General features: G+C 64.7%; 21 protein-coding genes. 12 read left to right on the top strand and 9 right to left on the bottom strand.

Translation table 11 applies throughout. The features are described 5' to 3' along the window. The first annotated feature begins 35 nt into the window (after window positions 1-35). From dapD to cls, 5 genes are all read left to right on the top strand, one after another. A complete protein-coding gene (gene dapD / locus BLV45_RS06720; RefSeq protein WP_090530633.1) occupies window positions 36-863 on the top strand; it encodes a 2,3,4,5-tetrahydropyridine-2,6-dicarboxylate N-succinyltransferase in 828 nt (275 codons plus the stop codon). After that, on the top strand, window positions 863-1228 hold the full coding sequence (locus BLV45_RS06715) for an ArsC family reductase (RefSeq protein ID WP_090530630.1): 366 nt from the start codon (window positions 863-865) through the stop codon (window positions 1226-1228). The genes dapD and BLV45_RS06715 overlap by 1 nt, the downstream gene beginning before the upstream one ends. Before the next feature lie 98 nt (window positions 1229-1326). Further along, window positions 1327-2466, top strand: coding sequence for a succinyl-diaminopimelate desuccinylase (dapE, locus tag BLV45_RS06710; RefSeq protein WP_090530627.1), 1140 nt, complete (start codon window positions 1327-1329; stop codon window positions 2464-2466). A 12-nt stretch (window positions 2467-2478) separates the two neighbouring features. Further along, complete coding sequence (gene prmB / locus BLV45_RS06705) at window positions 2479-3363, top strand: 50S ribosomal protein L3 N(5)-glutamine methyltransferase (RefSeq protein ID WP_090530623.1); 885 nt, start codon at window positions 2479-2481, stop codon at window positions 3361-3363. A 168-nt stretch (window positions 3364-3531) separates the two neighbouring features. Further along, window positions 3532-4980 carry a cardiolipin synthase gene (gene cls, locus BLV45_RS06700; protein ID WP_090530620.1) on the top strand — a complete coding sequence of 483 codons (1449 nt, stop codon included), beginning with the start codon at window positions 3532-3534 and terminating at the stop codon, window positions 4978-4980. Window positions 4981-5058: 78 nt separating this feature from the next. Here the strand turns inward: cls and BLV45_RS06695 are convergent, their stop codons facing one another. Continuing rightward, a complete protein-coding gene (locus BLV45_RS06695) occupies window positions 5059-5538 on the bottom strand; it encodes a glutathione peroxidase (protein WP_090530617.1) in 480 nt (159 codons plus the stop codon). Between the two features lie 122 nt (window positions 5539-5660). Here BLV45_RS06695 and BLV45_RS06690 point away from each other — a divergent pair, with 122 nt between their 5' ends. Continuing rightward, window positions 5661-7601 carry an ATP-binding cassette domain-containing protein gene (locus BLV45_RS06690; protein WP_090530614.1) on the top strand — a complete coding sequence of 647 codons (1941 nt, stop codon included), beginning with the start codon at window positions 5661-5663 and terminating at the stop codon, window positions 7599-7601. 62 nt (window positions 7602-7663) lie between these two features. Beyond that, a complete protein-coding gene (locus BLV45_RS06685; RefSeq protein WP_090530610.1) occupies window positions 7664-8701 on the top strand; it encodes a CaiB/BaiF CoA transferase family protein in 1038 nt (345 codons plus the stop codon). A gap of 45 nt (window positions 8702-8746) precedes the next feature. On the opposite strand, the gene BLV45_RS06680 is transcribed toward BLV45_RS06685, so the two are convergent. The 3 genes from BLV45_RS06680 to alr all read right to left on the bottom strand — a co-directional run bounded on the left by BLV45_RS06680 (window position 8747) and on the right by alr (window position 11658). Beyond that, complete coding sequence (locus tag BLV45_RS06680) at window positions 8747-9013, bottom strand: DUF2866 domain-containing protein (protein ID WP_090530607.1); 267 nt, start codon at window positions 9011-9013, stop codon at window positions 8747-8749. Between the two features lie 152 nt (window positions 9014-9165). Further along, window positions 9166-10542, bottom strand: coding sequence for a DNA repair protein RadA (gene radA, locus BLV45_RS06675; RefSeq protein WP_090530605.1), 1377 nt, complete (start codon window positions 10540-10542; stop codon window positions 9166-9168). Window positions 10543-10587: 45 nt separating this feature from the next. Then, the gene (alr, locus tag BLV45_RS06670; protein WP_090530602.1) at window positions 10588-11658 is read right to left on the bottom strand and encodes an alanine racemase; all 1071 of its coding nucleotides are present in this window, start codon (window positions 11656-11658) and stop codon (window positions 10588-10590) included. Window positions 11659-11876: 218 nt separating this feature from the next. Between alr and lplT the strand changes: the two genes are divergently transcribed. Together lplT and thiD are read left to right on the top strand one after the other, a co-directional pair. Next, a complete protein-coding gene (lplT, locus tag BLV45_RS06665; RefSeq protein WP_090530599.1) occupies window positions 11877-13184 on the top strand; it encodes a lysophospholipid transporter LplT in 1308 nt (435 codons plus the stop codon). A 70-nt stretch (window positions 13185-13254) separates the two neighbouring features. After that, window positions 13255-14061 carry a bifunctional hydroxymethylpyrimidine kinase/phosphomethylpyrimidine kinase gene (thiD, locus tag BLV45_RS06660; protein WP_090530596.1) on the top strand — a complete coding sequence of 269 codons (807 nt, stop codon included), beginning with the start codon at window positions 13255-13257 and terminating at the stop codon, window positions 14059-14061. Window positions 14062-14143: 82 nt separating this feature from the next. Here the strand turns inward: thiD and BLV45_RS06655 are convergent, their stop codons facing one another. The 4 genes from BLV45_RS06655 to tsaB are packed head-to-tail and all read right to left on the bottom strand — an operon-like array spanning window position 14144 to window position 17349. Next, window positions 14144-15139, bottom strand: a complete 996-nt coding sequence (locus BLV45_RS06655; protein WP_090531237.1) for a DUF1853 family protein — start codon at window positions 15137-15139, stop codon at window positions 14144-14146. Further along, a complete protein-coding gene (locus tag BLV45_RS06650; protein WP_090530594.1) occupies window positions 15139-16056 on the bottom strand; it encodes a uracil-DNA glycosylase in 918 nt (305 codons plus the stop codon). Before BLV45_RS06650 ends, BLV45_RS06655 begins: the two co-directional genes overlap by 1 nt. Next, window positions 16043-16537, bottom strand: a complete 495-nt coding sequence (gene rimI, locus BLV45_RS06645; RefSeq protein ID WP_090530591.1) for a ribosomal protein S18-alanine N-acetyltransferase — start codon at window positions 16535-16537, stop codon at window positions 16043-16045. The genes BLV45_RS06650 and rimI overlap by 14 nt, the downstream gene beginning before the upstream one ends. Next, window positions 16534-17349: a tRNA (adenosine(37)-N6)-threonylcarbamoyltransferase complex dimerization subunit type 1 TsaB gene (gene tsaB / locus BLV45_RS06640; protein WP_090530588.1), complete on the bottom strand. Its 816-nt coding sequence runs from the start codon at window positions 17347-17349 to the stop codon at window positions 16534-16536. Before tsaB ends, rimI begins: the two co-directional genes overlap by 4 nt. Before the next feature lie 188 nt (window positions 17350-17537). Between tsaB and BLV45_RS06635 the strand changes: the two genes are divergently transcribed. The 3 genes from BLV45_RS06635 (at window position 17538) to aceA (ending at window position 21560) form a co-directional block, all read left to right on the top strand. Then, window positions 17538-17816, top strand: a complete 279-nt coding sequence (locus BLV45_RS06635) for an acyl-CoA-binding protein (RefSeq protein WP_090530585.1) — start codon at window positions 17538-17540, stop codon at window positions 17814-17816. Window positions 17817-18241: 425 nt separating this feature from the next. Continuing rightward, the gene (locus BLV45_RS06630; RefSeq protein ID WP_090530583.1) at window positions 18242-19810 is read left to right on the top strand and encodes a DEAD/DEAH box helicase; all 1569 of its coding nucleotides are present in this window, start codon (window positions 18242-18244) and stop codon (window positions 19808-19810) included. A gap of 445 nt (window positions 19811-20255) precedes the next feature. Beyond that, window positions 20256-21560, top strand: a complete 1305-nt coding sequence (aceA, locus tag BLV45_RS06625; protein WP_090530580.1) for an isocitrate lyase — start codon at window positions 20256-20258, stop codon at window positions 21558-21560. Between the two features lie 241 nt (window positions 21561-21801). Here the strand turns inward: aceA and BLV45_RS06620 are convergent, their stop codons facing one another. After that, window positions 21802-22236 carry a universal stress protein gene (locus tag BLV45_RS06620; protein WP_090530577.1) on the bottom strand — a complete coding sequence of 145 codons (435 nt, stop codon included), beginning with the start codon at window positions 22234-22236 and terminating at the stop codon, window positions 21802-21804. Between the last annotated feature and the right edge of the window lie 93 nt (window positions 22237-22329).

Genomic DNA, 22329 nt, shown 5'->3' with positions numbered 1-22329 from the left:
CTTCACCCGCTTTCCACTCTTCAGAAACCACGAACATGTCGCAACAACTTCAGCAGATCATCGATAACGCCTGGGAAAACCGCGCCGGGCTGTCGCCGAAGGCCGCGCCCGCCGAAGTGCGTGACGCCGTCACGCATGCCATCGAGCAGCTCGACAAGGGCGTGCTGCGCGTCGCCGAAAAGAAGGATGGCGACTGGACCGTCAACCAGTGGCTGAAGAAAGCCGTGCTGCTGTCGTTCCGTCTGGAAGACAACGTGCCGCAACCGGCCGGCGGATACTCGCAGTTCTACGACAAGGTGCCGTCGAAGTTCGCGAACTACACCGCCGAGGATTTCGCGGCGGGCGGCTTTCGTGTCGTGCCGCCCGCCATCGCGCGCCGCGGCTCGTTCATCGCGAAGAACGTGGTGCTGATGCCGTCGTACGTGAACATCGGCGCATACGTCGATGAAGGCACGATGGTCGACACGTGGGCAACCGTCGGCTCGTGCGCGCAGATCGGCAAGAACGTCCACCTTTCGGGTGGCGTCGGCATCGGCGGCGTGCTGGAGCCGCTGCAGGCCAACCCGGTCGTCATCGAGGACAACTGCTTCATCGGCGCGCGCTCGGAAGTCGTCGAAGGCGTGATCGTCGAGGAAAACTCGGTGATCTCGATGGGCGTGTATCTCGGCCAGAGCACGAAGATTTACGACCGCGAAACCGGTGAAGTCACATATGGCCGCATTCCGGCGGGCTCGGTGGTCGTCGCGGGCAACCTGCCCTCGAAGGACGGTTCGCACAGCCTGTATTGCGCGGTCATCGTCAAGAAGGTCGACGCGAAAACGCGCGCGAAGGTCGGCCTCAACGAGCTGCTGCGAGGCGATTGATGGCTCGCGCCAACAAGACCGTCGTCTACGGCATCCCGAACTGCGACACCGTGAAGAAGGCCCGCGTGTGGCTCGAGGAACACGGCGTCGAGTTCGAGTTTCACGACTTCAAGAAGGCGGGCGTCACCGCGCCGCTCGTGCAGGACTGGCTGAAGGACGTGTCGCTCGACGCACTCCTGAACCGTCGCGGCACGACGTGGCGCGCGCTGTCCGACAGCATGAAGGCCGCCGCGGATACCGAAGCGGGTGCGATTGCGTTGATGATTCACAAGCCGTCGGTGATCAAGCGGCCCGTGGTGGTCGTGAACGGCCGGGTCAAGACGCTCGGTTTTTCCGCGGAGCAGTACGAATCGCTCTTTGCCTGAACGTTCGCGCGGTGGCGCACTTGGCGTCGTCGCATTGAAAACAGGCTGTTGCCGGCGTGTACGCCGGCATTTTTTCATCCCAGGTGGTTAGTTCCAACATGTCCGGCACGCTTGCCCTTACTGAACAACTGATCGCGCGCGCATCCGTCACGCCCGATGACCAGCATTGCCAGAACCTGCTCATCGAGCGTCTCTCGGCCATCGGCTTTGAATGCGAGACGATCGAATCGCACGGCGTCACGAACCTGTGGGCCGTGAAACGCGGTGTCGACGGCACCGCGGGCAAGCTGCTCGCGTTCGCCGGCCACACGGACGTCGTGCCGACCGGCCCGCTGGAACACTGGACGTCGCTGCCATTCGAGCCGACGCATCGCGACGGCAAGCTGTACGGCCGCGGCGCCGCCGACATGAAAACGTCGATCGCCGGCTTCGTGGTGGCGAGCGAGGAATTCGTCGCGGCGCATCCCGAACATCGCGGCTCGATCGCCTTCCTCATCACGAGCGACGAGGAAGGCCCGGCCACCGACGGCACGATCAAGGTCGTCGAAGCGTTGCAGGCGCGCGGCGAGCGGCTCGACTACTGCATCGTCGGCGAGCCGACGTCGAGCGAAACGCTCGGCGACATGGTCAAGAACGGCCGGCGCGGCTCGATGTCCGGCAATCTCGTCGTGAAGGGCGTGCAGGGTCACATCGCATATCCGCATCTCGCGAAAAACCCGGTTCATCTGCTGGCGCCCGCGCTCGCGGAACTGGTCGCCGAACGCTGGGACGACGGCAACGAGTACTTCCCGCCCACCACGTGGCAGGTGTCGAACATTCATGGCGGCACGGGCGCGAGCAACGTGATTCCGGGCCACGCCGACGTGCTGTTCAACTTCCGTTTCTCGACGGCGAGCACGGTGGAAGGATTGCAGGCCCGCGTGCATGCCATTCTCGACAGGCACGGGCTCGAATACGACCTGAAGTGGAGCGTGAGCGGGCTGCCGTTTCTCACGCCGCGCGGCGATCTGTCGAACGCGCTCGGCCGCGCCATCAAGGACGAAACCGGCGTCACCGCCGAGCTCTCGACGACCGGGGGCACGTCGGATGGCCGGTTCATCGCGCGCATCTGCAATCAGGTGGTCGAATTCGGGCCGCCGAACGGCAGCATCCACAAGATCGACGAACACATCGAAGTCGCCTTCGTCGAGCCGCTCAAGAACGTGTATCGCCGCGTGCTCGAACAACTGATCGCCTGACCCGAGACCCCCATGACCCTCCCGTTCTCCACCGTGCGCGACCTGCTGCGTTTCGCGGTCAGCCGTTTCAACCAGGCCGGGCTGTCGTTCGGACACGGCTCGGCAAACGCCTACGACGAAGCCGCGTATCTGATCCTGCACTCGCTGCATCTGCCGCTCGATCTGCTCGACCCGTTCCTCGACGCGAAGCTGACCTCGCCGGAGATCGAAACGATCCTGCGCGTGATCGAACGGCGTGCCGTCGAGCGCGTGCCCGCCGCGTACATCACGCAGGAAGCGTGGATGCACGGCTTTCGCTTTCACGTCGACGAACGGGTCATCGTGCCGCGCTCGTTTATCGGCGAGCTGCTGCAGGATGGCCTGCAACCGTACGTCAACGACCCCGAGCAGGTCGGCGCGGTTCTCGAACTGTGTACCGGGTCGGCGAGCCTCGCGATTCTGGCCGCTTACGCGTTCCCGAACGCGGACATCGACGCAGTCGACCTGTCTGCTCCGGCGCTCGAAGTCGCGACGAAGAACGTGCAGGAATACGAACTCGACGACCGCATCGCACTGTTCGAGGGTGACCTCTTCGCACCGCTGCCCGAGCGCCGCTACGACGTGATCATCACGAATCCGCCGTACGTGAACGCGGAATCGATGGCGTCGCTGCCGGCCGAGTACAAACATGAACCGGAAATGGCGCTTGCGGGCGGCGCCGACGGCATGGACATCGTGCGTCGCATCATCACCGGGGCGCGCAACTGGCTCACCGAGGAAGGCGTGCTCGTCGTCGAAATCGGCAACGAGCGGGCGAACGTCGAAGCGGCGTTTGGCGGCCTCGACCTCGTCTGGCTGTCGACGAGCGCCGGCGACGACAACGTGTTCCTGATCCAGGCTTCCGACCTTCCGTCCTGAGGTTTTTCAGCAGATCCGCAGCAACGTCACGCGCCACGTATCGCGCGCGGCAGACCTGAATCAATGCGGATGCAACGAACCCGACCGGCCGCCAGCCGGGTTCGGTAAGATGGCGGAATTGCCCTCGACGCCCCACCCGGGGCGCCCCTGGGAATATTCCGGACGCTTATGCAATTCGACGTGCTTCAAGTCGGCAGTCTGATCGCGCTCGCCCACCTGCTGGGCGTGATCGCCGCCTGCCACGCCATCCTCTATACCCGTACCTCGCAAGGCGCGATCGCCTGGGCCGTGTCGCTCGTGGCGATGCCGTATTTCACGCTCGTGCCGTACCTGTTTCTCGGGCGCAGCAAGTTTCGCGGCTACGCGGATGCGCGCCGGCTGGAAAACGAATCGCTGCGCACGCTCGCGCATCCGCAGCAATGGGACGCACTGGATTCATCCGGTGGACGCCCAACCGACGAACTCGGCCAGCGCGTCATCCGTTCGCTCACGCGTCTTGGCAGCATGCCGTTCCTGCCAGGCAACCAGGTGCGCACGCTCGTGAACGGCGAAGCGACGTTCGCGGCGATTTTCGAAGCCATCGAGGCGGCGCAAAAATACGTGATCGTCCAGTTCTTCATCGTGCGCGCGGACGCGCTGGGTGAAATGCTGAAAGACGCCCTGCTCGCGAAAGCGGCGCAAGGCGTGCGCATCTACTTTCTCTATGACAGCATCGGCAGTTTCGACCTGCCGCACCGGTATACGTCGGCGCTGCGCGCCGGTGGCGTCGAGGTGCATCCTTTCGCCACGAACCGCAAGTTCGTCAACCGCTTCCAGGTCAATTTCCGCAATCACCGGAAGATCGTCGTGGTCGACGGCGAGTGCGCGTTTGTCGGCGGCCACAACGTGGGCGTGGAGTATCTCGGCAGCCATCCGCCGCTGTCGCCCTGGCGCGACACGCATATCGAAGTGCGCGGGCCCGCTGTTGCAAGCATCCAGTTCGTGTTTGTCGAAGACTGGTACTGGGCGACGCAGCAGGTCCCCGAATTCGACACACCCGCCGTCGATACCGCCGCCCCCGCCAGTGAAGGCATGCATTGCATTGTCATCCCAAGCGGGCCGGCCGACAGACAGGAAACCTGTTCGCTCTTTTTCGTGGAAGCGATCAACGCCGCGCACGAGCGCATCTGGATCACCACGCCATATCTGATCCCTGACGAAGCCGTGTTCGCCGCGCTGCGGCTCGCGGTCATGCGCGGCGTGGATGTGCGGATCCTGATTCCGTGCCGGCGCGACCATATCGTGGTCTTCGAAGCTTCGAAGCTGTACGCCTACGACGCCGTGCGGGCCGGCGTGCGCATCTTCCGCTACCGTCCGGGCTTTCTGCACCAGAAGGTCGTGCTGATCGACAGCGTCGCGGCGGCAGTGGGCAGCGCGAACCTGGATAACCGCTCGTTCAGGTTGAACTTCGAGATCATGGTGCTGACCGTCGACCGCGGCTTCGCCGCTGAAGTCGAAGCGATGCTGAAGCGCGACTTCGAGGAGGCGTTCGAGATCAATCGGGACGAATTCTGGAAGGCTCCTGCATGGCGGCGAGTCGCGATGCACGTGGCGAGACTGTTCTCGCCGGTTCTGTAGCGTTGCGCGGTTTCCCGCCGGTGTGTCGTCGGAATTCAACGCTCAACACCTCGTGCGGCAGCGAAACCGCCGGTGAAACTAAAGCGCCTTCTCGATATCGTCGGTGATCGATTCGGGTTTCGTCAGCGGCGCGTAGCGTTTCAGCACTGTACCGTCGCGCCCGATCAGGAATTTGGTGAAATTCCACTTGATGGCCTCGAGCCCGAGGACGCCCGGTGCTTCACCGGTCAGATGTTTGTAAAGCGGATGCGCATCCGCGCCGTTCACGTCGATCTTGTCGAACATCTGGAACGACACGCCGTAGTTCTTTTCACAAAAGCTGCCGATCTGCGCGGCGTCGCCCGGCTCCTGTTTGCCGAACTGGTTGCACGGAAAGCCGAGCACCTCGAACCCACGCGACGCGTAGTCGTCCTGCAGTTTCTGCAGCCCCGCGTATTGCGGCGTGAACCCGCACTGGCTGGCCGTATTGACGATCAGCAGCACCTTGCCCTGATAGCGATCCAGCCCGATTGTGTCGCCACCCAGCGTGCGCGCGGAAAACGTGTAGATCGAAGTCATGTACTTTCCCCGGAAAACATTCAGTCTAAGCTAAATGGCCTCGCGCGACATCTGGCCGGATGGCCGATGCCTTCATTTTCTCGCGCAGTCTAGAATAGCGGTTTTTCCCCGCCGGCCATCCTGTGATTCGCTTCAACCAGTTCACCCTCGCGCGCGGCACCAAGCCGCTTTTCGAACAGACCTCGTTCACGCTCAATCCCGGCGAGAAAGCCGGGCTCGTGGGTGCGAACGGCGCGGGCAAATCCACGCTCTTTGCCGTGCTGCGCGGCGAACTGCATGCGGACGGCGGCGATTTCGCGATGCCGCCCTCGTGGCAGATCGCGCACGTCGCCCAGGAAACGCCCGCCGCGGACAAAACCGCCCTCGCCTGGACGCTCGATGGCGACGCGGCGCTGCGGGCAATCGAAGCACGCATCGCGGCGGCTTCGGCTGCCCATGACGGCGCCGCCGAAGGCGAAGCGCACGCGGCGTTCGCCGACGCCGACGGTTACACCGCGCCCGCCCGTGCGGAAGCGCTGCTGCTGGGTCTCGGCTTCACGCTCGAACAGACGCGCGAGCAGGTCGGCAGCTTCTCGGGCGGCTGGCGCATGCGGCTGAACCTCGCGCAGGCGTTGATGTGCCGCTCCGACCTGCTGCTCCTCGACGAACCCACGAACCACCTGGACCTCGACGCGATCGTCTGGCTCGAAGACTGGCTGCACCGTTACCCGGGCACGCTGATCGTGATTTCGCACGATCGCGAGTTTCTGGATTCCGTGTGCAACGTCACGCTGCATCTGGAGCAGCAGCAGATCAAGCGTTACGGCGGCAATTACTCGCAGTTCGAAGTCCTGCGGGCACAGCAGCTCGCGCTGCAGCAAAGCGCGTATGAAAAGCAGCAGAAAACGGTCGAGCATCTGCAAAGCTACATCGACCGTTTCAAGGCGCAGGCCACCAAGGCCCGCCAGGCGCAAAGCCGGGTGAAGGCGCTCGAACGCATGGAGCTGATCGCGCCCGCGCATGCGTCGTCGCCGTTCACGTTCGAGTTTCGCACGCCCGATTCGGCGCCGAATCCGATGATGGTGATGGAGGATGTTCGTTGCGGTTACCGCACCGAAGAGCACATCGAGATTCCGATCGTCCAGCACGTGACGCTGTCGATCCAGAACGGGCAGCGCATTGGCCTGCTGGGCGCGAACGGCCAGGGCAAGTCGACGCTGATCAAGACGCTCGCCGGCACGCTCGAGGCGCTCGGCGGACATGTGCGCGAGGGCAAGGGGCTGCGTATCGGCTACTTCGCGCAGCACCAGCTGGAAACGCTGCGGCCCGACGATTCGCCGCTGCAACATCTGGCCCGGCTCGCGCCCGATACGCGCGAACAGGAACTGCGCGATTTTCTGGGTGGTTTCAACTTTTCCGGCGACATGGCCACCGCCGCCATCACGCCGTTTTCGGGCGGCGAGAAAGCGCGGCTCGCGCTCGCGCTGATCATCTGGCAAAAACCCAACCTGCTGCTGCTCGACGAACCGACCAACCACCTGGATCTCGAAACGCGTCACGCGCTCACCATGGCGCTCGCGCAGTTCGAGGGCACGCTGATCCTCGTGTCGCACGACCGGCACCTGTTACGCGCGACGACCGACCAGTTCATGCTCGTCGCGAAACACCGCCTGCAGCCGTTCGACGGCGATCTGGACGACTATCGCGACTGGCTCCTGCAACACGCCGCCGACCAGCGCGCCGCCGCCAAAGCCAGCAACGGCGCTGGCGGCGTTGAATCCGGCGCGGATGCGGCCGTGAACCGCAAGGAGCAGCGGCGTCTCGAAGCGGAAACGCGGCAGAAGCTTTCGCACCTGAAAAAGCCGCTGCAGTCGCGCATTACGAAGATCGAAAAGGAAATGGATATGCTGAATACGGAGAAAGCGACGCTCGACGCGTTCGTCGCCGATCCGTCCAGCTATGAGCCTGAGCGTAAAACGCAGCTGACGGATGCCATCCGTCGTCAGGCGGAAGTCACCACACGCCTCGAAACGCTCGAAGCCGAATGGCTCGAAAAGCACGAGGAACTTGAACAAATCGGCTAGCGGCGCCCGAACCGGGCCGCGCCGGCATCGATGAGAGGTTGGCCTTGTCGTCTCCCCCTGCATTGAAAGGCTTGCGCGTACTCGATCTGACGCGCCTCTTGCCCGGCCCCGTGGCAACGCTGCGGCTTGCCGAACTGGGCGCCGACGTCCTCAAGATCGAAGCGCCCGGCGCGGGCGACTACACGCGCACGATGATGCAAAGCACCGCCGACCGGCTCGCGGGCCGGCCCGGTGCGTTCTATCGCATCGTCAATCGCGGCAAGCGCGAGACGCGTCTCGACCTGAAATCGGAAGCGGGCCGCAACGTGCTGCGCGCGCTCGCGCGTGAAGCGGACGTGCTCGTCGAAAGTTTCCGGCCGGGCGTGATGGACAGGCTCGGCGTCGGCTACGACCTGTTGCGCGTGGAAAATCCGAAGCTCGTTTACTGTGCGATCACGGGCTACGGCTCCGACGGCCCGTTCTCGACCTTCGCCGGACACGACCTGAATTACATCGCGTACGCGGGCGTGCTCGACCAGCTTGCCGCCCGCGACGGCACGCCGATCGTGCCGAACTTCCAGATCGCCGACCTGCTGGGCGGTGCGCTGTCCGCCGTCACGCAGATGCTCGCGGCGCTCTGGCACGTCGCACGCGGCGGCAACGGCCGGTGTATCGACGTGTCGATGACCCACGCGTCGCACGCCAATAACATCATCGCGCAGGTCGCGCTCGCCAACGAAGGCGAAGGCTCGCGCGCGGGCGGCGGTCTGCTGAACGGCGGCGTGCCCTGCTACAACCTGTACCGCACGCGCGACGACCGCTGGCTCGCCATCGGCGCGCTCGAACTGAAATTCTGGGAAATCCTGTGTACGGCGCTCGGCCGCGAGGAGTGGGCGGAGCGGCACTGGAGTCTCGGTCAGGCGATCGGCGGCCCCGATGCGCTCGCATTGACGCAGGAACTGGCCGCGATCATCGCCGGCCAGACGCTGGAAGACTGGATTGCGCTACTGGAGCCGCTCGACTGCTGCGCCTCGCCCGTGCTGACGCCCGCGGAAGCGGCGCGCCATCCGCTCTTCAATCCGGCCTTCGCGATGCAGCAGGACAGCGCCGACGATCTTTGACGCCCCGCAGACCGGGAAACGTAGCTAACGCCCGCGCGCCCGCGCCTAGCGACGTGGCAAGGTCTGCCGTGGCTCGCGCTCGTCGTCGATCAGGACGTGCTTGCGACCTTCAACGTGATGCTCGATGGTGGCGCGCACTTCGTCAGCGGTCACGTCTTCCGCCACGACGCGCCGCGAAATCTGTCCGGTCGTATCGACCCATTCGACGATGCGGCAACCGCGACCGCCCCAGGGTTGCCGGATCGGCTCCGACACGCGGCAGCCGCGCAGGTGTACGAGACGCTCCGCCGACGATTCATGAGTCTGTTTCAAGACGCGTTCCTTTTCCGCCCATGACGGACTGCTAATCGGGGCAGAATAAGGAAAACCCGTGTCCTTCGGGTTACAGCCGGTGTAGAGACCTTTACCGCTGATTACCCGGAAAAAGTGCCCGATCCGCCGGCGCGCCGATCGCAAGAAATGGCTCAGTCCAGCTCACGAACCTGGTCGATCGCCTGCTCGATCCGTTCGACGGCGATCACGCGCAAGCCTTCGACCGGCTGTTTCGGCGCGTTCGCCTTCGGAATCACGGCGATCGAAAACCCCAGTTTGGCGGCTTCCTTCAGCCGGTCCTGGCCACGCGGCGACGGCCGGATTTCGCCTGCCAGGCCGACTTCGCCGAATACGAACAGGCCCTTTGGCAGCGGCTTGTTGCGCAGCGACGACTGGATCGCGAGCAGCACCGCGAGATCGGCGGCCGGCTCGGTGATCTTCACGCCGCCCACGGCGTTCAGAAACACGTCCTGGTCGAAGCACGCGATGCCCGCGTGCTTGTGCAGCACGGCCAGCAGCAGCGCCAGGCGGTTTTGCTCGAGCCCGACCGCCAGCCGGCGCGGATTCGGCACATGCGCGGTATCCACCAGCGCCTGGATTTCGACCAGCAGCGGCCGCGAGCCCTCCTGCGTGACGAGCACACACGAACCCGGCACCGTCTGCTCATGCTGCGAGAGGAACAGCGCGGAAGGGTTCGACACACCGCGCAAGCCGCGCTCGGTCATCGCGAACACGCCCAGCTCGTTGACCGCGCCGAAGCGGTTCTTGAACGCCCGCACGAGACGAAACGACGAATGCGTGTCGCCCTCGAAATACAGCACGGTATCGACGATATGTTCGAGCACGCGCGGGCCGGCCAGATTGCCTTCCTTCGTCACGTGCCCGACCATGATGATCGCCGTGCCCGACTGCTTGGCGACACGCGTGAGTTGCGCCGCGCACTCGCGGACCTGGGCGACGGAGCCCGGCGCCGAAGTCAGCGCATCGGAATAGATCGTCTGGATCGAATCGATGACGGCCACGTCGGGCCGTTCGGCCTCGATCGTCGCCTGGATTCGCTCCAGCTGGATTTCGGCGAGAAGCTTGAGCTCGCTCGCCTTCGATTGCGGATCGAGCAGCGAAAGGCGTTGCGCGCGCAGTGCGATCTGCGCCGCGGATTCTTCGCCGCTCACGTAGAGCGCGCGTCGTTCGCTGGCGATTTCGCCGAGCGACTGCAGCAGCAGCGTCGATTTGCCGATGCCCGGATCGCCACCGATCAGCACCACGCCACCCGCGACGAGGCCGCCGCCCAGCACACGGTCGAATTCGCTGACGCCGGTCGAAAACCGCGGCACATCGGCGGCTTCGATATCGGCGAGACGCTGAACCGGCGCGTTTTTCGCGAGCGACTGGAAGCGGTTCGTCGAGGCCTGTTCCGCGACGGTTTCCACCAGTGTGTTCCACGCGCCACACGCCGGACACTGCCCCTGCCATTTAGGCGCCTGCCCGCCACACTCGGTGCAGGTGTACAACGTCTTCTGTTTAGCCACGCGCCTTCCTGTTACTGCGTCTTTCTGTCTGATATGTCGGAAAAGTCATTCGGCGCGTACCGGCACGCGCTGCGCGACGGCGCACATCAGTTCATAACCGATCGTGCCGCAGGCGCGCGCGACGTCGTCGATCGGCAGCGCCGTCCCCCACAGTTCGACGCGCGAGCCGACACCCGCTGTCGGGCATGGCGTGAGGTCGACGGTGATCATGTCCATCGACACGCGCCCGACAAGCCGTGTCAGCACGCCGTCGACGATCACCGGCGTGCCCTCGGGCGCCGTGCGCGAATAGCCGTCCGCGTAACCGCAGGCCACCACGCCGATGCGCATCGGCCCGCGCGCGGCGAACGTCGAACCATAGCCGACCGTCTCGCCTTCAGAGACCATCTGCGTCGCGATCAGCTCGGAAGCGAGCGTCATGGCGGGCTGCAGCCCCGTGCCTTCGATTGCGGCCGTGACGCCCGACGGCGACGCGCCGTACAGGATGATGCCGGGCCGCACCCAGTCGAAGTGCGCCTCCGGGTGCCACAGCGTGGCCGCGGAGTTCGCGAGGCTGCGCGCGCCGGCAATGCCTTCCGCGCCGCGCTCGAACGCTTCCATCTGATACGCGATGCCACGATCGCCGTCCGCATCCGAAAAGTGGGTCATCAGCGTGATCTGGCCGACACCCTGACAGGCCCGCGCGCGTTCCCACGCGGCCCGGTAGCGCTCCGGCGTATAGCCGAGCCGGTTCATGCCGCTATTCATCTTGAGCTGGATATTCACCGGCTTCGACAGCCGCGCCATTTCCAGCATCCGCATCTGTTCATCGGAATGCACCGCCGTGGTGAGGCTGTAGCGGTCGATAAGGTCGATATCCGTCGGACGGAAAAAGCCTTCGAGCAGAAGAATCGGGCCGGCCCAACCCAGTTCGCGCAACTTCACGGCCTCTTCGAGGTCGAGCAATCCAAAGCCGTCCGTGGCGCGCAGGCCCGGAAACACGCGCGCGAGCCCGTGTCCGTATGCGTTGGCCTTGACGACGGCCCAGATACGGGACTTCGGCGCATAGCGGCGGACAACGGCAAGATTGTTGGCGAGAGCGGAGGTATGGATGGTGGCTGAGAGCGGACGCGGCATGGGATATTTTCGTAAAGACGCTTGCGAATCAGGAGCTTACACGGCGTTTTCAGCGCGCCGGGGGCCGCCAGACGGTGCGATCGAGGATTCTGCTAGTCTGAATGCGCCTATTTTCATGATATAAAGCCGTGCGCACAACCCATTTCGAACGGCATAAGCCCGGACACATTGCACACGGCCGGGGCGGACGGACCGCAGCGAGGACAGCATCGCATCAGATGAAAAAAGGTTTTTACACCATCATGGCCGCGCAGTTTTTTTCGTCGCTGGCTGACAATGCGCTCCTGATTGCTGCTATTGCGCTGCTGAAAGACCTTCACGCTCCAAACTGGATGACGCCGCTGCTCAAGCTGTTCTTTGTGCTGTCGTACGTCGTCCTTGCTGCCTTCGTCGGCGCCTTCGCCGATTCGCGACCCAAGGGTCGCGTGATGTTCGTCACGAACACCATCAAGGTGCTCGGCTGCCTCACGATGCTGATCGGCGCGCATCCACTGATTGCCTACGGCATCGTGGGCTTCGGCGCCGCGGCTTACTCGCCGGCCAAGTACGGCATCCTCACCGAACTGCTGCCGCCCGAGCGGCTCGTCGCCGCGAACGGCTGGATCGAAGGCACGACCGTCGGGTCGATCATCCTCGGCACGGTGCTGGGCGGCGCGCTGATCAATCCGCACATCGCCGCGCCGATCCTCAGGCACCACATTCCCACGATCAACACACCCGCCGAAGCCGCGATGCTCGTGATCATGGTGTTCTACGTGGTCGCCGCGCTCTTCAATCTGCGCATTCCCGACACCGGCGCGCGCTATCCGAAACAGGAACGCGGCCCGGTCAAGCTCGTCACCGATTTCGCCGACTGCTTTCTCGTGCTGTGGCGCGACAAGCTCGGCCAGATTTCGCTCGCGGTCACGACGCTCTTCTGGGGCGCGGGCGCGACGCTGCAGTTCATCGTGCTGAAGTGGGCGGAAGTGTCGCTCGGCATGTCGCTCTCGGAAGCCGCGATCCTGCAGGCCGTCGTGGCTGTCGGCGTGGCGGCGGGCGCGATGATCGCGGCCGGCAAGGTACCGCTCAAGAAGTCGCTTTCGGTGCTGCCGGTCGGCATCATGATGGGCGTCGCCGTGATGCTGATGGCGTTCTATACGAAGTCGATATTTCCGGCGCACTGGGGCATCTATTTCGGCCGGATGCACGTGCCGGGCTATCTGCTGATTGCGTATCTCTTCCTGATGATCGTCGGCGCGCTCTCGGGCTTTTTCGTCGTGCCGATGAACGCGCTCCTGCAGCATCGTGGGCACGTGCTGCTGTCGGCCGGCCACTCGATCGCCGTGCAGAACTTCAACGAGAACCTGTCAGTGCTCGTGATGCTGTGCCTGTACGCCGTGCTGGTGTGGCTCGACGTACCGGTGTCGGCGGTGATCGTGCTGTTCGGCACCTTCGTCTGCGTGATGATGTGGTTCGTGATGCGGCGTCACCAGGCGAACCAGCGCACGTTCGACTCGGTTGCGCTGATCGGCGAAGTCAAACACTGACGGCAGGCACGCCTGCCGGACGCACGATCCGGCCACCCATGTCCTTCTTCTTTTCCGCACGCTGCTTCCCATGACTCAAGCCATTCCCCACGTCCTGACGATCGCCGGCTCCGATTCGGGCGGCGGCGCGGGCATCCAGGCCGACCTCAAGGCGTTTTCCGCGCTCGGTGCGTATGGCGCAAGCGTCATCACCGCGCTGACCGCGCAGAACACGCGCGGCGTGACGGCGATCCATACACCCGATCCGGCGTTTATCACCGCGCAACTCGACGCCGTGTTCGACGACATCCGTATCGATGCCGTCAAGATCGGCATGCTGGCCAACGCCGGGATCGCGCGTGCGGTCGCCGGGGCGTTGCGCCGTTACCGTCCAGCGCACGTCGTGCTCGACACCGTGATGATCTCGAAGAGCAATCACGCGCTGCTGGCGCCCGATGCCGTCGCGGCGGTGCGCGACGAACTGCTGCCGCTCGCCACCCTGCTCACGCCGAACCTGCCGGAAGCAGCCGCGCTGCTGGGCGAAGCCGCCGCCACCGACGAAGCGGCGATGATCCGTCAGGGCGAAGCGCTGCGCGCGCTTGGCGCGCGCGCGGTGCTGATGAAAGGCGGCCACCTCGTCTCCGCGGACAGCCCCGACTGGCTGATTCAGGAAAGCGGCACGCTGCGTCTCGGCGGCCCGCGCGTGCCGGTGAAAAATACCCACGGAACGGGCTGCACACTGTCGTCGGCGATCGCGGCGCTGATTCCGCAACGAAGCGATCTGGCGAGCGCGGTCGCGGACGCGAAGCTGTATCTGACCGGCGCGCTCGAACAGAGCGACCGGCTGGACGTCGGTAGCGGCGTCGGGCCGGTGCATCATTTTTATCGCTGGTGGTAAGGACGATTGCTGATCGTGCCTGCGTTATTCGCGGTCACTCGGGTGCAATGCGGATAGCCATCGCCGGTTCCGGCAAGCACGGTCACTGACGCGCAAACGCCTGCCCGCGTCGCGGCCAGTCATCGGGCACGATGAAGCCGCGCGACTGTTCGATCCACCGGCCTGCTTCATCGCATACGAACGACGCCACCATCGTCGGCCCCGTCTGTCGTTCGAGCTGATTGAGCAGCGTGGCGGCATCCACGAACACGGTTTCCGGAGATGGCTCGCTTGCGTCGCTTGCCTCATAACGCCGGGGCGCCAGCCATTCGAGACGCGGCAGCACCTTCCACGTCGCGGCCTGAGTCGCCGAAAATGCCGGCCAGTCCGGGCGGGTCGTCCACCAGCCGCGCGCGTGCGCCGGATCGATCTGCGGCGCGTCCTGCAGCGCACCCGTTTCGCTCCCGGTCGCGCCATAGAACAGCCAGCCCTTGAGGAACATCGCCGGCTCCCATGGGCCGCGATGCCCGAGCGTCGCGAATTCTTCGCGCGCGCTGAGCGGCAGTTGATGATCGAGGAGATGCGACAGCTTCAGATCGAAGCGGTCCTGCAGATTCGGGCCGACATAGTCGGCCAGTTGCGCGCGACCGGCACCGGCGTGCAGATAGCACTTCACGGCCAGTTCCCAATGCAGGCGCCGGCCGCTTGCCGTCTCCACCAGGAAATCACACTCGCCAAGCGTCACGCCCGCGCGCCGTAACGCGACGTTCGCGGCGACGAGCCGCGCGGCCGGGCCATGCTGAAGAAACCACCCGAGCAGACACTCGGCGTAACGGCCTAACCGCGTGATCCGCGACGCGGCGATATGCCGATGCAAACCGTCCGGACTGGCATCGAGCGCATGCAGCCAGGCAATGGTCGCCGCTTCTTCGGCTGGCGTTTCAAAGAGACGCGCGAGCACGCCCGCAGGCGGTTGCGCGCGCAGCAGATCCGGGCTGAACAGCAGCCACGCAAGATCACGGACGACGGCGTCGCGCAGCAGGTCGAATGGCGCGAGAGGCGCTGCGGCATCCGCCACCGGCCCGGGCGCGGCGTTCATCAACGGGGCGGCGCGCCGGCCGTCTTCTGCCACGTATCGCGCGCGAGACACAGGTCGGCCCAGGCTTTCGCCTTGTCCGGCAGACTGCGCAACAGATACGCCGGGTGATACGTGACGATGACGGGCACGCCTTCGTATTCATGCACGCGACCGCGCAGCGACGAGATGCTGGCCTGGGTTTTCAGCAGGCTCTGCGCGGCAAAGCGGCCGAGCGCGACGATCACCTTCGGCTTCACGAGCGACACCTGGCGCTGGAGATACGGCTCGCAGCGCGCGACTTCGTCGGGTTCGGGATTGCGGTTGCCGGGCGGGCGGCACTTGATCACGTTCGCGATGTACACGTTCGTGTCGCGCGCGAGCGTCAGCGAACGCAGCATGTTGTCGAGCAGCTTGCCCGCCTGGCCGACGAACGGTTCGCCGAGACGGTCTTCGTTCTCACCGGGCGCTTCGCCGATCAGCATCCAGTCGGCATTGCGGTCGCCGACGCCAAAGACCGTGTTCGTCCGCTTCTCACACAGACGGCAACGCTCGCATGCGGTGACGCGCGCGCTGAGCGCATCCCAGTCGAGCGTGGCGACGTCGGTGCCGGTGTCTGCCCGCGCATCGGCGACGATGCGGTTTGTCCGGGTGTGCGCCGGAGGTTCGACGGATACCTCGTCGAGCCATGCCGGTTCGTCCGCGCCCGCGGGCGGTTGCTGAATGCGGGCGTTCATGCCGGCTTCGCGCGGCGACGCAGCCTGTAGCGAAGACGTGGCTCCCGCCGCATCGGCGGCTTCGATCGCACTTGTCTTGCCGGCGTTGCTGGCCGCGCCAGCGGCATCGGCCGATGCGGTCGTTTCGACGGACGGCCGCATGCCGCGGCGCACCCACATCGGCGCGAGGCCGAGTTCTTCCAGCGCGGATTCAGAGAACGCCATCTGCGCCCTCCCCTGCAAACGAATAACGCATCACGATGGCGTCCTCCCGGCTGCGATGTCGCGCCGGATAATAGTTCTTGCGCCGTCCAATCGACGAAAACCCGAAATGTTCATATAGACGGATCGCGCGGTGATTCGAAGGCCGGACTTCCAGCAGCAGGCCATCGAGTTTCTCGGCGCGCGTGATGCGCACCGCTTCGCGCAGCAACGTGAGACCCGCGCCCGCGCCTTGCGAAGCAGGCGTCACGCACAGGTTCAGCAGATGCATTTCGTCGACCACTGGCATCAGCACGCAATAGCCGATCAGCGCGCCCGTGACGTGGCGCAGGCAGATCCCAAAATAGCCGTTGCGCAGCGAGTCCGCGAAATTGCCGCGACTCCACGGAAACTCATATCCGAGTTTCTCGATGGCCGCGACCTCGTCCAGATCGCCCTCTGTCATCGGCGATACGTAGCGGTCGGCGAGCAGCACGCCGCTCATCGCTGGCCCTCACGCAAAACGGTCTGCGCGACCGGTGCATGTCCCGCCGCCTGCGCGGCCTTTGCGGCCATGCGTTCGGCAGTGGTCTGCGCAACCTTGTCGCGAATGTACTCGGGCGCGGCCTGATCCGCCGGCACCGTGCGGCCCGCGCGGAACGCCCGCAGCGCGACCATCGCGACCGGCATCGCGTGCGGCACGGCTTCGCGATCGATCGCGCGCGCGCGCGACGCCGCCACGAGCCGCTCGCCGAACGCCGCGGCCGCGTTGCCTGCCAGCGTGAACGGCGCCTCGGGAACCGGCGTGTTGCCGGGCGCATCGAGCGACGCCGGATGGACCGCGCGCCACTCGTGCTGCGCGTCGTCCCATGCGTAATCCGCCCAGTAGACTTCGTCCATGCGCGCGTCGAGCGCGGCCAGCACGCGGTTCGCCGACGGATCGCGCAGCCGCGCGCTTTCGGCGCACGCGAGCAGCGTGCTGACCGGCACGACCGGAATATCGAGGCCGAACGCGAGCCCCTGGGCGACGCCCGTCGCGGTCCGCAGACCCGTGAACGAGCCGGGGCCCGCGCCGAATGCGATGGCGTCGCAGTCGGCGAGCGCGAGACCGGCTTCGTCGAAGAGTTCGCGGATTGCAGGCAAGAGGCGCGTGCTGGAGACGGCGCCCGTCGCTTCATGTCGCACCCAGACGCGCGAGGAAGCAGCGGCAGGGTCGACGGGCGACGCACCGGTATCCGCATCGGAACCGGCGGACAAAAGCGCGACCGAGCAGAATTCGGTCGATGTATCGAGGGCAAGCAGGACGATTCGGGTCATGACCGCTATTGTAATGCGGCGCCCCGCGTTGCCGGAGGCGAACCGCACCGACACCCCCGGGCGTTGCCAGCGGTATTGGCATCGCCGCCCGCGCCGGCGTCGCGCGGTCTGGAAGAATCGCTCCAGCCCGATGCACCGCCATGCTTGTTATGATCGCCAGCCAACCTCGACACGCATGGAGAACAAGGATGAGCGACACAAACAACGTTAATACGCTGTTCGCGCAGGCCCAGGAAGATGTGAAGCAACTGCCGGAGCGTCCGGGCAACCTGACGCTGCTGCGTCTGTACGCCCTCTTCAAGCAGGCCACCGAAGGCGACGTCCGCGGCGACAAGCCGGGCTTCACCGATATCGTCGGCAAATACAAGTACGACGCATGGACCGCCCTCAAGGGCACACCGCAGGACACCGCAAAGCAGCAATATGTCGAACTGGTCGAATCGCTGAAGAGCGGCGCTTCGGCCTGACCTGACGCAACCTGTCCGCCCGTCAAGACCACGAACGCAGCCCGCTTCACCGGTCATCGGCCATTTACGGGATAGTGGCGCAGTGCAGCAAAACCCGATATAATGCGCCTGCGCTTCACTGCTTTGCCCGGTTTTCTTTCCGGCGCGCGGCTGCGCAGCGCCTCGTAGCGTTTTGCTCCAATCCAGTTTAGAACCTGTCCCCTCCTGCCAGCAGGCCCTCATTTCGGGCCGTCAAGTACCAGGCTGGCGACAATGCCAATATCGGCTTGTCGCATCCGATACAGCTTCTAACGAAAAGCTCGCCTTCATTGTTGCGAGCTGCCCCCGTTTTTCGATTTGCTCGCTGCTTCTTTGCTCGCTGAATCCGACGACTTGGGTATGCCGATTGGCGCCGACGTTTCACTTCCCGTGTTTCAAGGATTCTCATGACTTCGAGCAATACTCCCAGCCCGTTGAACGCCATCGCCGATCAAGCCCTCGGTCTCGACACCCCTGCTGCCGCCTCGCAAGATGTCGCGACCGCAGCCGTGGTGGCCGACGCCGCCGCGCCGAGCGGCCCGACGTTCGCGTCGCTCGGCCTTTCGGCGGATGTCGTCTCCGCTCTGACGGCCGCGGGCTATTCGGCACCGACGCCGGTTCAGCAGCGCGCGATTCCCGCCGCCATCGCCGGCCGCGACCTGATGGTGTCGAGCCCGACCGGTTCCGGCAAGACCGCGGCGTTCATGCTGCCCGCAATCGAGCGTTTCTCGCAGCTGCAAAAGGCCCAGGCCGCCCAGCCGCGGGAACCGCGCCCGGCCGACGGCGATCGCCGCACGCGCCGCCCGCAGCCCGTCGCCCGCCCGACGATGCTGGTCCTGACGCCGACGCGCGAACTCGCGATGCAGGTCACGACCGCTGCATCCACGTACGGCAAGCATCTGAAGCGCCTGCGCACCGTCAGCATTCTCGGCGGCGTCGCATATGGTCAACAGCTGATGCTGCTGGCCAAAAACCCTGAAATTCTCGTCGCCACGCCGGGTCGTCTGATTGATCACCTGGAACGCGGCCGTATCGACCTGTCGCAACTGCAGATCCTCGTCCTCGACGAAGCGGACCGCATGCTCGACATGGGCTTCATCGAAGACATCGAAACGATCGTCGCCTCCACGCCGGCCACGCGTCAGACGATGCTGTTCTCGGCCACGCTCGACGGCAAGATCGGCGCGCTGACGGGCCGTCTGCTGAAGGATCCGGAGCGCATCGAAATCGTCCAGCGCATGGAACAGCGCACCAACATCGCGCAGACCGTGCATTACGTCGACGACCGCGATCACAAGGATCGTCTGCTCGACCATCTGCTGCGTGACGCCGGCCTTGACCAGGCCATCGTGTTCACGGCGACGAAAAACGAAGCCGACCAGCTCGCTGGCCGTCTCGCCGACGCCGGTTTCGAATCGGCCGCCCTGCACGGCGATCTGCCGCAAGGCGCGCGCAACCGCACGATCAAGGCACTGCGCGAGCGCCGTGTGCGCGTGCTCGTGGCCACCGACGTCGCGGCACGCGGCATCGACATCCCGGGCATCACGCACGTGTTCAACTACGATCTGCCGAAGTTCGCGGAAGACTACGTACACCGTATCGGCCGTACCGGCCGTGCCGGCCGCTCGGGTATCGCCGTGAGCCTCGTGCATCACGCCGAACAGGGCGCGTTGAAGCGCATCGAACGTTTCGTGCGTACGCCGCTCGCGGTCAACGTTGTCGAAGGTTTCGAGCCGCGCAAATCGGCACCGTCGGGCACCGGTCGTCCGGGCTTTGGCGGCCGTGGCCGTCCGGGTGGCGGCAACGGTGGTGGCGGTCGTCGCTTCGGTAGCGGCGGCGGCAAGCCGGCCGGCAATGGCGGCGGCGCTCGCACGGGCGGCGGCTGGGCAGGCAAGTCGGCCGACGGCGGCTCGCGTGACGGTGGCTACGGCGCCCGTCGCAGCGACGGTCCGCGTACCGCGCGTCGCGGCAGCTAAGCCCTCGGGCATGCGATCGGGTCAGCGTTTAAAGCGGGCCCGACAGCGACGCTACATCACCTCGAACGGCTCCATGCCGCGTGAGGTTTCAGAAAAACCGGTGCTCAGGCACCGGTTTTTTTTCGCCCATCCATCGCCGCCCACGACATTTCACAATGTGGAAAAATTTTTTGCGTCGTAAAAAATCGTGCTGCGTGGCACAACCACTGCTGTTGCAACATGGGAAATTGTATTTCTTATTGTGAAATTAAAATCGTAAATATTTGATTTATATAAACTAAAAATATCAAACAAAGCTTCAACGGCGCCTGTTGCGACTACCTCGATTTGCCTAGACTCTTATATAAGACTTCACGACGCGGAGCAGCCGAAAAGGTCTGAAATCCGCTTCGCTGGAAACGCAGATCAACCGATCCACCTGTTTGGGCAATTAGAGGAGCACACCATGTCACGTCAACAACAGAGTCAGCAACTCCAACAACAATGGGAAACCGATCCGCGCTGGAAGGGCATCAAGCGATCGTATTCCGCTGAAGACGTGGTGCGTCTGCGCGGCTCGGTGCCGGTCGAGCACACGCTCGCGAAGCGCGGCGCCGAAAAGCTGTGGGAATCGATCCATAACGAGCCGTTCGTCAACGCACTCGGCGCGCTGACCGGCAATCAGGCCATGCAGCAGGTCAAGGCCGGCCTGAAGGCCATCTATCTGTCGGGCTGGCAGGTGGCCGGCGACGCGAATGTCGCAGGCGAAATGTATCCCGACCAGTCGCTGTATCCGGCGAATTCGGTGCCGCTCGTCGTGAAGCGCATCAACAATACGCTCACGCGTGCCGACCAGATCCAGTGGTCCGAAGGCAAGAACCCGGGCGACGAAGGCTATATCGACTACTTCGCGCCGATCGTGGCGGACGCTGAAGCCGGTTTCGGCGGCGTGCTGAACGCGTTCGAACTGATGAAGTCGATGATCGAGGCCGGCGCCGCGGGCGTCCACTTCGAAGACCAGCTGGCTTCGGTGAAGAAATGCGGCCACATGGGCGGCAAGGTGCTCGTGCCGACGCGCGAAAACATCGCGAAGCTGACGGCAGCGCGTCTCGCGGCCGATGTGTCGGGCACGCCGACGATCCTGCTGGCCCGCACGGACGCGGAAGCGGCTGACCTCGTGACGTCGGACATCGACGACAACGACAAGCCGTTCCTGACCGGCGAGCGCACCGTCGAAGGCTTCTACCGCACGAAGCCGGGTATCGGGCAGGCTATCTCGCGCGGCCTCGCCTACGCGCCGTACGCCGACATGATCTGGTGCGAAACCGGCAAGCCGGATCTCGAATTCGCGAAGAAATTCGCCGAGGCGATCCACAAGCAGTTCCCGGGCAAGCTGCTGTCGTACAACTGTTCGCCGTCGTTCAACTGGAAGAAGAACCTCGACGACGCGACGATCGCCAAGTTCCAGAAGGAACTCGGTGCGATGGGCTATAAGTTCCAGTTCATCACGCTCGCCGGCTTCCACGCGCTGAACTATTCGATGTTCAACCTCGCGCACGGCTATGCCCGCACGCAGATGAGCGCGTTCGTCGAAATGCAGCAGGCCGAATTCGCGGCAGCCGAAAAGGGCTTCACCGCCGTGAAGCACCAGCGCGAAGTCGGCACCGGCTACTTCGACGCCGTGACGCAGACGGTCGAGCGCGACGCGTCGACGACCGCCCTGCACGGCTCGACGGAAGACGAGCAGTTCTTCGACAAGAAGGTCGCCTGAACGCCGTTTGACGACGGCGTGAGCGGCACGACAGGCAACACAGGGAGGAGCGGCCCCGCAGAGGGCCGGCACCAGAGGCGTCACGGCCGCCGGTCAGAAGCCGGCGGCTGGCATGACACCTGAGATGCGTTCCGGTGCGGCATCACCGTGCGAAGAACGGACAAGACGCGCGCTGGCTATCCGCCGGCGCGTTTTTCCTCAGGCGTATTCGTGGTACGCCACGTCCTGGCGCCAGCGGCGCTTATCGGTAGACGATCACCGGGATTCGGGTATGCGTCAGGACCCGCTGGGTCTCGCTGCCGATCAGCAGGCTGCCGAGCCCGCGCCGCCCGTGCGACGCCATGAAAATCACGTCGCAACCACCCCGCTCCGCCGCCTCGATGATCCCGAGATACGGCGACGGATGAACGCTCGTTTCGCTCGAGCAGGCAACGCCCGCGTCGAGCGCTGCCTGCTCGACTTCCTGCAGGTGCAGGCGCGCTTCGCGTTCGCTGCGCTCCTGAAAATCGACCGGCGGCTCGATCACCACCTCGGAGAACGGCGAGTAGGGATATTGCGGCAGACATGCGTAGGCCGTCACACGCGCACCGACGGATTTCGCGAGGTCGATTGCACCGTCGATGGCCATTCTGGATAGCTCTGAACCATCAGTCGGAACCAGGATGTGCTTGAACATCGTGTCCTCCGTCGTCAGCTGCGGCGTTTCTTCAGGTCCGCTGGATGCGGGCGCGTATGTGGACAGCGGGCAATACGCGGCGTCCCGAATCGA

Origin of the sequence: Paraburkholderia sartisoli, assembly GCF_900107685.1 — a bacterium.
Taxonomy (GTDB): Bacteria; Pseudomonadota; Gammaproteobacteria; order Burkholderiales; family Burkholderiaceae; genus Paraburkholderia; species Paraburkholderia sartisoli.
Note: the sequence above shows the minus strand (reverse complement) of the source record. Positions and strands in the feature narration are given on the sequence as shown.

Excerpts from the sequence above, each read along its gene's own strand:
- dapD (WP_090530633.1), top strand. The coding sequence starts at position 36 with ATGTCGCAACAACTTCAGCAGATCATCGATAACGCCTGGGAAAACCGC.
- BLV45_RS06715 (WP_090530630.1), top strand. The coding sequence starts at position 863 with ATGGCTCGCGCCAACAAGACCGTCGTCTACGGCATCCCGAACTGCGAC.
- dapE (WP_090530627.1), top strand. The coding sequence starts at position 1,327 with ATGTCCGGCACGCTTGCCCTTACTGAACAACTGATCGCGCGCGCATCC.
- prmB (WP_090530623.1), top strand. The coding sequence starts at position 2,479 with ATGACCCTCCCGTTCTCCACCGTGCGCGACCTGCTGCGTTTCGCGGTC.
- cls (WP_090530620.1), top strand. The coding sequence starts at position 3,532 with ATGCAATTCGACGTGCTTCAAGTCGGCAGTCTGATCGCGCTCGCCCAC.
- BLV45_RS06695 (WP_090530617.1), bottom strand. The coding sequence starts at position 5,538 with ATGACTTCGATCTACACGTTTTCCGCGCGCACGCTGGGTGGCGACACA.
- alr (WP_090530602.1), bottom strand. The coding sequence starts at position 11,658 with ATGCCGCGTCCGCTCTCAGCCACCATCCATACCTCCGCTCTCGCCAAC.
- lplT (WP_090530599.1), top strand. The coding sequence starts at position 11,877 with ATGAAAAAAGGTTTTTACACCATCATGGCCGCGCAGTTTTTTTCGTCG.
- thiD (WP_090530596.1), top strand. The coding sequence starts at position 13,255 with ATGACTCAAGCCATTCCCCACGTCCTGACGATCGCCGGCTCCGATTCG.
- BLV45_RS06655 (WP_090531237.1), bottom strand. The coding sequence starts at position 15,139 with ATGAACGCCGCGCCCGGGCCGGTGGCGGATGCCGCAGCGCCTCTCGCG.
- BLV45_RS06650 (WP_090530594.1), bottom strand. The coding sequence starts at position 16,056 with ATGGCGTTCTCTGAATCCGCGCTGGAAGAACTCGGCCTCGCGCCGATG.
- rimI (WP_090530591.1), bottom strand. The coding sequence starts at position 16,537 with ATGAGCGGCGTGCTGCTCGCCGACCGCTACGTATCGCCGATGACAGAG.
- tsaB (WP_090530588.1), bottom strand. The coding sequence starts at position 17,349 with ATGACCCGAATCGTCCTGCTTGCCCTCGATACATCGACCGAATTCTGC.
- BLV45_RS06635 (WP_090530585.1), top strand. The coding sequence starts at position 17,538 with ATGAGCGACACAAACAACGTTAATACGCTGTTCGCGCAGGCCCAGGAA.
- BLV45_RS06630 (WP_090530583.1), top strand. The coding sequence starts at position 18,242 with ATGACTTCGAGCAATACTCCCAGCCCGTTGAACGCCATCGCCGATCAA.
- aceA (WP_090530580.1), top strand. The coding sequence starts at position 20,256 with ATGTCACGTCAACAACAGAGTCAGCAACTCCAACAACAATGGGAAACC.
- BLV45_RS06620 (WP_090530577.1), bottom strand. The coding sequence starts at position 22,236 with ATGTTCAAGCACATCCTGGTTCCGACTGATGGTTCAGAGCTATCCAGA.